Origin of the sequence: Proteiniphilum sp., from assembly GCF_034331125.1 — a bacterium.
Lineage (GTDB): Bacteria > Bacteroidota > Bacteroidia > Bacteroidales > Dysgonomonadaceae > Proteiniphilum > Proteiniphilum saccharofermentans.
In genome coordinates, this window is sequence record NZ_JAXQGC010000004.1 from 116,305 (window position 1) to 123,751 (window position 7,447).

The 7,447-nt window shown below is 45.3% G+C and carries 7 protein-coding genes; 3 read left to right on the forward strand and 4 right to left on the reverse strand.

The genetic code is table 11. The annotated features are described in order from the left end of the window. Positions 1-57 precede the first annotated feature (57 nt). Positions 58-1,485, forward strand: a complete 1,428-nt coding sequence (locus tag U2P89_RS00910) for a Gfo/Idh/MocA family protein (protein ID WP_091908600.1) — start codon at positions 58-60, stop codon at positions 1,483-1,485. Positions 1,486-1,589: 104 nt separating this feature from the next. Here U2P89_RS00910 and sucD read toward each other — a convergent pair whose 3' ends face one another. The 4 genes from sucD to U2P89_RS00930 form a co-directional block, all read right to left on the reverse strand. Next, positions 1,590-2,456 carry a succinate--CoA ligase subunit alpha gene (sucD, locus tag U2P89_RS00915; protein ID WP_322190366.1) on the reverse strand — a complete coding sequence of 289 codons (867 nt, stop codon included), beginning with the start codon at positions 2,454-2,456 and terminating at the stop codon, positions 1,590-1,592. Positions 2,457-2,576: 120 nt separating this feature from the next. After that, positions 2,577-3,707, reverse strand: coding sequence for an ADP-forming succinate--CoA ligase subunit beta (gene sucC / locus U2P89_RS00920; protein ID WP_322190367.1), 1,131 nt, complete (start codon positions 3,705-3,707; stop codon positions 2,577-2,579). 309 nt (positions 3,708-4,016) lie between these two features. Then, positions 4,017-4,622, reverse strand: coding sequence for a helix-turn-helix transcriptional regulator (locus U2P89_RS00925; RefSeq protein ID WP_076928857.1), 606 nt, complete (start codon positions 4,620-4,622; stop codon positions 4,017-4,019). Further along, a complete protein-coding gene (locus U2P89_RS00930; protein WP_139233462.1) occupies positions 4,615-5,328 on the reverse strand; it encodes a hemerythrin domain-containing protein in 714 nt (237 codons plus the stop codon). Before U2P89_RS00930 ends, U2P89_RS00925 begins: the two co-directional genes overlap by 8 nt. 165 nt (positions 5,329-5,493) lie before the next feature. Between U2P89_RS00930 and U2P89_RS00935 the strand changes: the two genes are divergently transcribed. Next, positions 5,494-6,030 (forward strand): nitroreductase family protein, encoded by a 537-nt coding sequence (locus tag U2P89_RS00935; protein ID WP_091908597.1) that lies wholly within the window; start codon positions 5,494-5,496, stop codon positions 6,028-6,030. Positions 6,031-6,133: 103 nt separating this feature from the next. Continuing rightward, positions 6,134-7,276 (forward strand): carboxynorspermidine decarboxylase, encoded by a 1,143-nt coding sequence (gene nspC, locus U2P89_RS00940; protein ID WP_313381691.1) that lies wholly within the window; start codon positions 6,134-6,136, stop codon positions 7,274-7,276. Positions 7,277-7,447: the final 171 nt, after the last annotated feature.

The window sequence follows — 7,447 nt, forward strand, 5'->3', positions numbered from 1 at the left end:
TCAAGACGGAAATAAAATAGTAAGGATTTATATTATCAATGCTAAATAAACAATCTTATGCAAAAACAACTGACAACATTTGCCATATTACTGGCAACTATTATCCTGTTCAGCTGCACCAACGGCACGCAGGGGAGAAAAGGAGAAGGAGAGAAATGCCAACCCATCCGCACGGAAGTGCCCGGACGCCCGGCGGGACAAAAGGATGTGCTTGGCCTGGTAACCGAAAAGATCGACACGGTACGTGTCGGCTTTATCGGCCTGGGCATGCGCGGTCCCGGCGCCGTACAGCGCTTTACCCATATACCGGGGACAAAAATTGTAGCCTTGTGCGACCTGCATGGGGAGAGGGTGGAAAAAGCACAAGGTATCCTCGAGAGGGCCGGCTTGCCCCGTGCCGCCTCCTACAGCGGCAGCGAAGAGGCCTGGAAGGAACTCTGCCGGCGTGACGACATCGACCTGGTCTACATCGCCACCGACTGGAAAAAACATGCCCCGATGATGGTCTATGCCATGGAGCAGGGCAAGCATGTAGCCTGCGAAGTACCCGCCGCCATGACCCTTGACGAGATCTGGGACGTGGTGAACACCGCCGAACGGACGCAGTTGCACTGCATGCAACTGGAGAACTGCGTGTATGACTTCTTTGAGCTGACCACGCTGAACATGGCCCAACATGGCCTTTTCGGCGAGATATTGCATGCCGAGGGAGCCTATATCCACGACCTGGGCGATTTCTGGGGTGCCTATGAAGGGGACTGGCGTTTGCAGTACAACAAGGAGTTCCGGGGTGACGTGTATGCCACCCATGGTATGGGGCCGGCCGCACAGGCGCTGGACATCCACCGTGGGGACAAGATGAACACCCTGGTGGCGATGGACACCAAACCGGTAAATATACCCGAATACCTGGTCGAGAAGAGGGGTGTGGACCGCGACAGCGCCTACCGGTTTGCCAACGGCCAGCACACGATGACGATGATCCGCACTGAAAAGGGCAAGACGATCCATATCCAGCATGATGTGGCCTCACCGCGTCCCTACAGCCGGATGTACCAGGTGAGCGGCACGAAGGGTTTCGCCAACAAGTACCCGAATGCGGGTTATGCCCTTGAGGGCGATATGTTGGCAGGGGATGGCGTACCCAACCATGAGAACCTGAGCGCCCACAACTATGTACCGCAAGATGTGCGTGATGCCTTGATGGATAAATACAAGCACCGCATCCACCGCGAATTGGAGGAAAAGGCCAAGGAAGTGGGCGGCCATGGCGGCATGGACTTTATCATGGATTACCGCTTGATTTACTGTCTGCGGAACGGATTACCGTTGGACATGGATGTGTATGACCTGGCGGAGTGGTGCAGCCTGGCTGAGTTGAGCCGTATCTCGATAGAGAACAACAGCGCGCCAGTGGAAGTGCCCGACTTTACCCGTGGCAACTGGGACAAGACCCAGGGATTCAGACATGCATTTGTGGATTGATAGATAGGATTTGAAAAGATAGGTGTGAAGGGACTTCTTGTCGTCAGGCATTAATAGAAGTCCCTTTTATTTAAAAAAATCTTTTATCTCTTATCCTTCTCCCTTTAAATCTTTCTCTTTAATAGTTCCGGGATCAAACTCGGTTCTTGGGCGACAGGTACTCCTGCAGCCTCGAAAGCAGCTATCTTTTCGGCTGCGGTGCCACTTCCACTGGAAATGATGGCACCTGCATGCCCCATTTGCTTTCCGGGGGGCGCCTGCTGACCGGCAATAAATACAGCTACCGGCTTGGTTATATGTTCCCTGATATATGCTGCAGCCCGTTCTTCGGCATCACCCCCGATTTCGCCGATCAATACGATGGAATCGGTTTGAGAATCATTCTCGAACATTTCAAGCAATTCTATAAAATAAAGCCCTACCACCGGATCACCCCCCACTCCTACAGCGGTGGATTGCCCTATCCCATTCTCTGTGAGATTGTAAACTACTTCGTAAGTAAGAGTGCCGCTACGGCTGATCACACCAGTACCTCCCTGTTTGAAAATCATAGACGGCATAATCCCTACCAGACTTTTCCCCGGAGAAATCAGTCCCGGACAATTGGGGCCGATAAGATTGGCTCCCTTGCGTTTGATATAATGGTATGCTTCTATCACATCGAGTGTAGGTACGCCTTCAGTAATAGTGACAATCAGTTTTACACCAGCATCTGCGGCTTCCAGCATGGCATCTTTTGCAAATGGGGCAGGGACAAAGATGACCGACGTATCGGCGCCTGTTTCCACTACTGCGTCCCTAACCGTATTGAATACAGGAACTCCGTCTACAAGTTCTCCTGCCTTACCGGGTGATGTTCCACCCACTATATTGGTCCCGTAGGCTTTCATTTTTGATGTGTGAAATCCACCGTCGCGGCCGGTTATTCCTTGAACGATTACTCGGGTATTTTTATCTATAAGGATACTCATATATTATGTAAACTAAAGGTGAAAAACTAAAAAATAAGAACTAAAAGTGAAAGATTGTTTTATTATTCTCATCCCGTCAAGCCGGGATCTCCGCTGCGCTTCGATTGGCATATTAGCACATTAGGTCAGTGATACCGCTTTTTCAGTAGCCTCTCCCATAGTTTCAGCCACATAAAGGCCGGATCCTTGTAACATGGCGCGCCCCTCTTTTTCATTGGTTCCGGTAAGGCGGATGACAACGGGGATGTCTGTTTTAAATTGCTTGAAGGCTTCCAATAAACCCTTTGCCACGTCATCGCACCGGGTGATACCTCCGAAAATATTGATCATTACTACTTTTACATTTTGATCGCTCAGCAGCAACTTCATTGCTTCAATCACTTTTGTTGGATTGGAACTTCCTCCGATGTCGAGGAAGTTGGCCGGGTTGCCGCCATAAAGTTTTATCATGTCCATAGTAGCCATTGCAAGACCGGCACCGTTCACCATGCAACCTATCTCTCCTCCCAGGTTTACATAGCTGAATCCTTTACTTTTGGCGTTTTGTTCTTTTTTCTCCTCTTCGGTGGGTTCGTTAAGTGCTGCTATTTTGGGATGGCGGAAAAGTGCATTGTCGTCGAATGTCATTTTTGCGTCGATAGCCATGATATCTCCTTCTTTGGTAAGCACTAACGGATTGATTTCAGCCAAAGAAGCATCGGTGGCCACAAATAGTTTGTAAAGTTTCTGGAAAATTACGGCAGCCTGACGTACCTGTTTGATATCGTCGAATAGTTTAAATGCTGCCTCACGGGCCAGATAATCAGGTACACCTATCGAAGGGTCAATTACAAACCTGTGAATCTTTTCCGGTGAAGTACGGGCCACCTCTTCGATATCCATTCCACCCTCTTTACTTAGCATGAGAATGGTAGATTTGGATTTTCTGTCGACGACGTAACTTACATAATATTCTTTTACAATATTGATGGCCTGGCCTACCAAAATACGGTCGACAATGAATCTCTTGATATCCATTCCCAGGATTGCAGCAGCATGCTTGCGCAATTCTACTTCCCCATTGGCCAGCTTTACGCCACCAGCTTTTCCCCGGCCACCGGTATGTACTTGCGCCTTTACAATTACTTTTTGTGAGTCCAGTTGACTGTAGGCTTTCACTGCGTCTTCCACTGAACGGCATACTATACTCCTGTCGACGGGTATCCCATACGTTGCAAACAATTCTTTTGCCTGATATTCATGAATTTTCATGGGCTTTTTCTATAAATTTATTTGATGATTCTAAATTGCTGTAAATCTAATAAAATATTTTGAATTAAGAAACGAGCATGATAATCATTGTCACACAAGTACATGATTAAAGCGAGTTCCATTCGATACATTTGAACTTTTTCGATAAGTGAATACAGAGGCAAAACTTGTTTTGACTATGTTGAACGCTGAAAAAGTCTAATGAAATTGAAAATAAATAATTTTAATCGGATGAAATCCAATAGTGTTAATGGAGAACGCTTCATTGCGTTAAATTGTTTAACAGCATTCAGTGAATTTTTCCTTCAACTAAATATCGATATCTTCGATAGAGATAATTTTCTTGGAAATAGCATAGATGGTAAGTCCTGACTGGCTGCGTATTCCGGTTTTCATGGCAATATTTTTCCTGTGTCTTACAACCGTATGGATGCTGATGTTGAGTGCATCGGCAATTTCCTTGTTCAACATACCGTTGACAAGTCCGGTCAATACTTCAATTTCTCTTTTGGTGAGGTTCTCTTCTCCCTCTTTATCATTTGGCTGGGATTGGCTCTTTTTATCGAGCTTCAGAAGCAGGTGTACGATATGTTCGGTTGAGTCGTAAAGGGTAAAAGTGATATCGGTCAGTGTGGATGGTTTATGCATCATCCCGAAATCGATGCCGGCAATAGATAGGGAGGGGTAATTCTTTTTGATCTTATTAATTTCTTTCTCCCGGTTTACGAATTGTACCGGATTAGCGATCAGTATGTCGACAGGGTTGGATTCGAGGAGTTCGATCAAGTCATCCAATGTTTCTAACCGGTAGATGCGGCAATCCATATCCGATTGGTAGAGAGTCGCCTGTATCCCTTCGCAAATAATCTTCGATGATTCTAAAATGGCTATATGGAGCTGTGCAGACTTATTCATTTTGTTCCCTTTCAATATCTATTCCTGACGGGATAAGAATCGTCTCCTCTATCAAGGAGTGAATGTATAAATCGAACTCAAGTTCATAAAGCGACATGAACAACTTACGACGAAGATCCAGGTCATTATCGATCTGTATATATTTTAATAGAAGATTTTTTAGATCCTTCAGTTTCAATTCTATATCAGTATGATGGTCACTGTATTCCAGGGAGGAGTAAACTTCCTGGGTGTTATCGTACTGGTTGTTTCCCAAGAGTGTAATAAAATAAGGAAAAGCCACTTCGTCTTCATAGTCGAGATGTTCCCTGACTTCCGTGAAATATTCGTTAAAGAATTTCTCCAATAACTTCAATTCTTTCTCAGGATGATTTTCCTGAAGCTGGCGGATATAAGTGCTGATTTGCGGGTATTTATCAAATCGATAATAGTTATGGCTGTTCTTCAGAAAATCGATTACCTGAAGCAGGTCCTTCCTTGTGAAGGGGCGTTCTCCTCTGATTCCGGACCCGTTATAAAGATTGGCAATGCTGATGAATAACTGTTCACTAATGTCATACTGGATACAAAGCTGTAGCACGGTACGGTCGCTTACCCGGAAGTCGATGTTGAAATGCTGCAACATGAGCAACAGGTAAGGGTTACTGTCAATCAGGTCTGCCACCTTCATATATGGCTTTACTCTTATCCTTGAAGAATGATACATACCGTAAAATCGATTAGCTTAGTAAAAGTGATACAAAAATAGTAAAAAAAGATGATAATTTAGAATGGTTCTATATTAATCTCGGATAAGTTGTTTTGATTTTCAAAAAATGATGTTTTATCCCGGATTTTTTTCGTATTATTGCGCTCCAAATTACAAGAAAAAATGTTCGATTTTCAAAATTTACTGATTCGTAGGCGCAGCATCAGAAAATTTAGTGCAGAATTATTATCTCCGGATGAGATCCGGAAAATCATTGAAGCTGCCCTGCTTTCGCCTACTTCCAAAAACAGGCACTCATGGGAATTTATCGCTGTGGAAGAGAATGGGACCCTGGCTAAGTTGTCGGTTTGTAAACCGGGAAGTGCTTCCTTTATAGCCGATGCTGCCTTGGCCGTTGTAGTACTGGGAAACCCGCTGATTAGTGATGCCTGGGTGGAAGATGCCTCCATCGCTGCGATCAATATGCAGTTACAGGCCGAAGAGTTGGGTATAGGCAGTTGTTGGGTGCAGGTGAGAAACCGTAATTATTCCGATACAATATCAGCAGGTGAATATATCAATGAACTGCTGGATATTCCCATGCCGATGGAGGTGTTGTGTGTAATCGCCTTTGGAAAAAAAGAGAAGGAGAAGACTCCGGCCGATCCGGATAATCTTCATTGGGAAAAGGTGCATGTCGGGGCATACAGGCCGGTGTGATGAGAATTCGACTTTACCGTTGTTCAGCTACGCTGTTGTTTCCTGCCTTGCGGGATTATTTCAAATTACAACTGAACAACAATCGAACAACAACTGAACAATTATGATTGATTTTTCAAAAATACCCTCTCCGTGTTTTGTGATGGAAGAGGAACTGCTTCGCCGGAATCTCCGATTGATCCGATCGGTACAAGATCGTGCCGGTGTGCAGATTATTTTGGCTTTCAAAGCATTTGCCATGTGGAAGTCATTCCCGATTGTAAAGGAATATATCGGACATTCAACTGCTAGTTCTGTCGCAGAAGCGCAGTTGGCATTTGAGGAGATGGGTAGTCCTGCCCATACCTATGCACCTGCATATATTGACAGCGATTTTCCATATTTTCTCAAGTACAGCAGCCATATCACCTTTAATTCATTCACACAGTTCGAGCGTTTTTATCCGCAGATACAGTTGTCGGGAAAAAAAATAGAATGTGGAATAAGGATTAATCCTGAATTTTCGGTGGTGGATACCGACCTGTACAATCCAAGTGCCCCGGGGTCACGTCTGGGTGTTACTGCCGACAAGATAGGAACAGGGTTGCCTGAAGGCATTACCGGGTTACATCTGCATAATCTGTGTGAAAATAACTCTTACGATCTGGAAAAAACACTGGAAGTGGTGGAGCAAAAGTTCGGTCACCTTTTCGGACAAGTGCAATGGCTCAATCTTGGAGGCGGGCATCTGATGACCCATAAGGATTACAACGTGGAACACCTGATAGGGGTGTTAACCGGTTTAAAAGAACGTTATCCTCATTTACACATCATTATGGAGCCGGGTAGCGCTTTCGCCTGGGAAACCGGTATATTGGTGGCAACCGTGGCAGATATTGTGGAGAACCGGGGGATAAAGACCGCCATGCTGAATGTATCTTTTGCCTGTCATATGCCGGACTGCCTGGAGATGCCTTATAAGCCCCGTATCAGAGGTGCCGGTCAGGAGCCGGTTCCCGGTAAACCCACCTACCGTATGGGAGGAAACAGTTGCCTGAGTGGGGACTTTATGGGTGACTGGTCTTTCGACGAACCGTTGCAGGTGGGTGACAGGGTAGTTTTTGAGGATATGATTCATTATACGATCGTAAAGACTACTATGTTTAATGGTGTATCTCACCCGTCCATCGGGCTCTGGACTACAAAAGGAGAGTTCGAACTCTATCGTCGGTTCGGTTATGAGGATTATAAACAGAGGATGAGCTAAATAAACTTGTTCTCTGTTCATATTGCTTAACGAAAATGTTCAATTTCATTAGGCGTTTTCTCGCTATGGCAAAGTTTAAACAAGTTTACCCTTTGCTCATTTAGCTTAACGAAAACGTTCAATTTCATTAGGCGTTTTCTCGCTATGGCAAAGTTTAAACAAGTTTACCCT

Bases quoted from the DNA above. Each gene is read 5' to 3' on its own strand.
- U2P89_RS00910 (WP_091908600.1), top strand. From the start codon at position 58: ATGCAAAAACAACTGACAACATTTGCCATATTACTGGCAACTATTATC.
- sucD (WP_322190366.1), bottom strand. From the start codon at position 2,456: ATGAGTATCCTTATAGATAAAAATACCCGAGTAATCGTTCAAGGAATA.
- sucC (WP_322190367.1), bottom strand. From the start codon at position 3,707: ATGAAAATTCATGAATATCAGGCAAAAGAATTGTTTGCAACGTATGGG.
- U2P89_RS00925 (WP_076928857.1), bottom strand. From the start codon at position 4,622: ATGAATAAGTCTGCACAGCTCCATATAGCCATTTTAGAATCATCGAAG.
- U2P89_RS00930 (WP_139233462.1), bottom strand. From the start codon at position 5,328: ATGTATCATTCTTCAAGGATAAGAGTAAAGCCATATATGAAGGTGGCA.
- U2P89_RS00935 (WP_091908597.1), top strand. From the start codon at position 5,494: ATGTTCGATTTTCAAAATTTACTGATTCGTAGGCGCAGCATCAGAAAA.
- nspC (WP_313381691.1), top strand. From the start codon at position 6,134: ATGATTGATTTTTCAAAAATACCCTCTCCGTGTTTTGTGATGGAAGAG.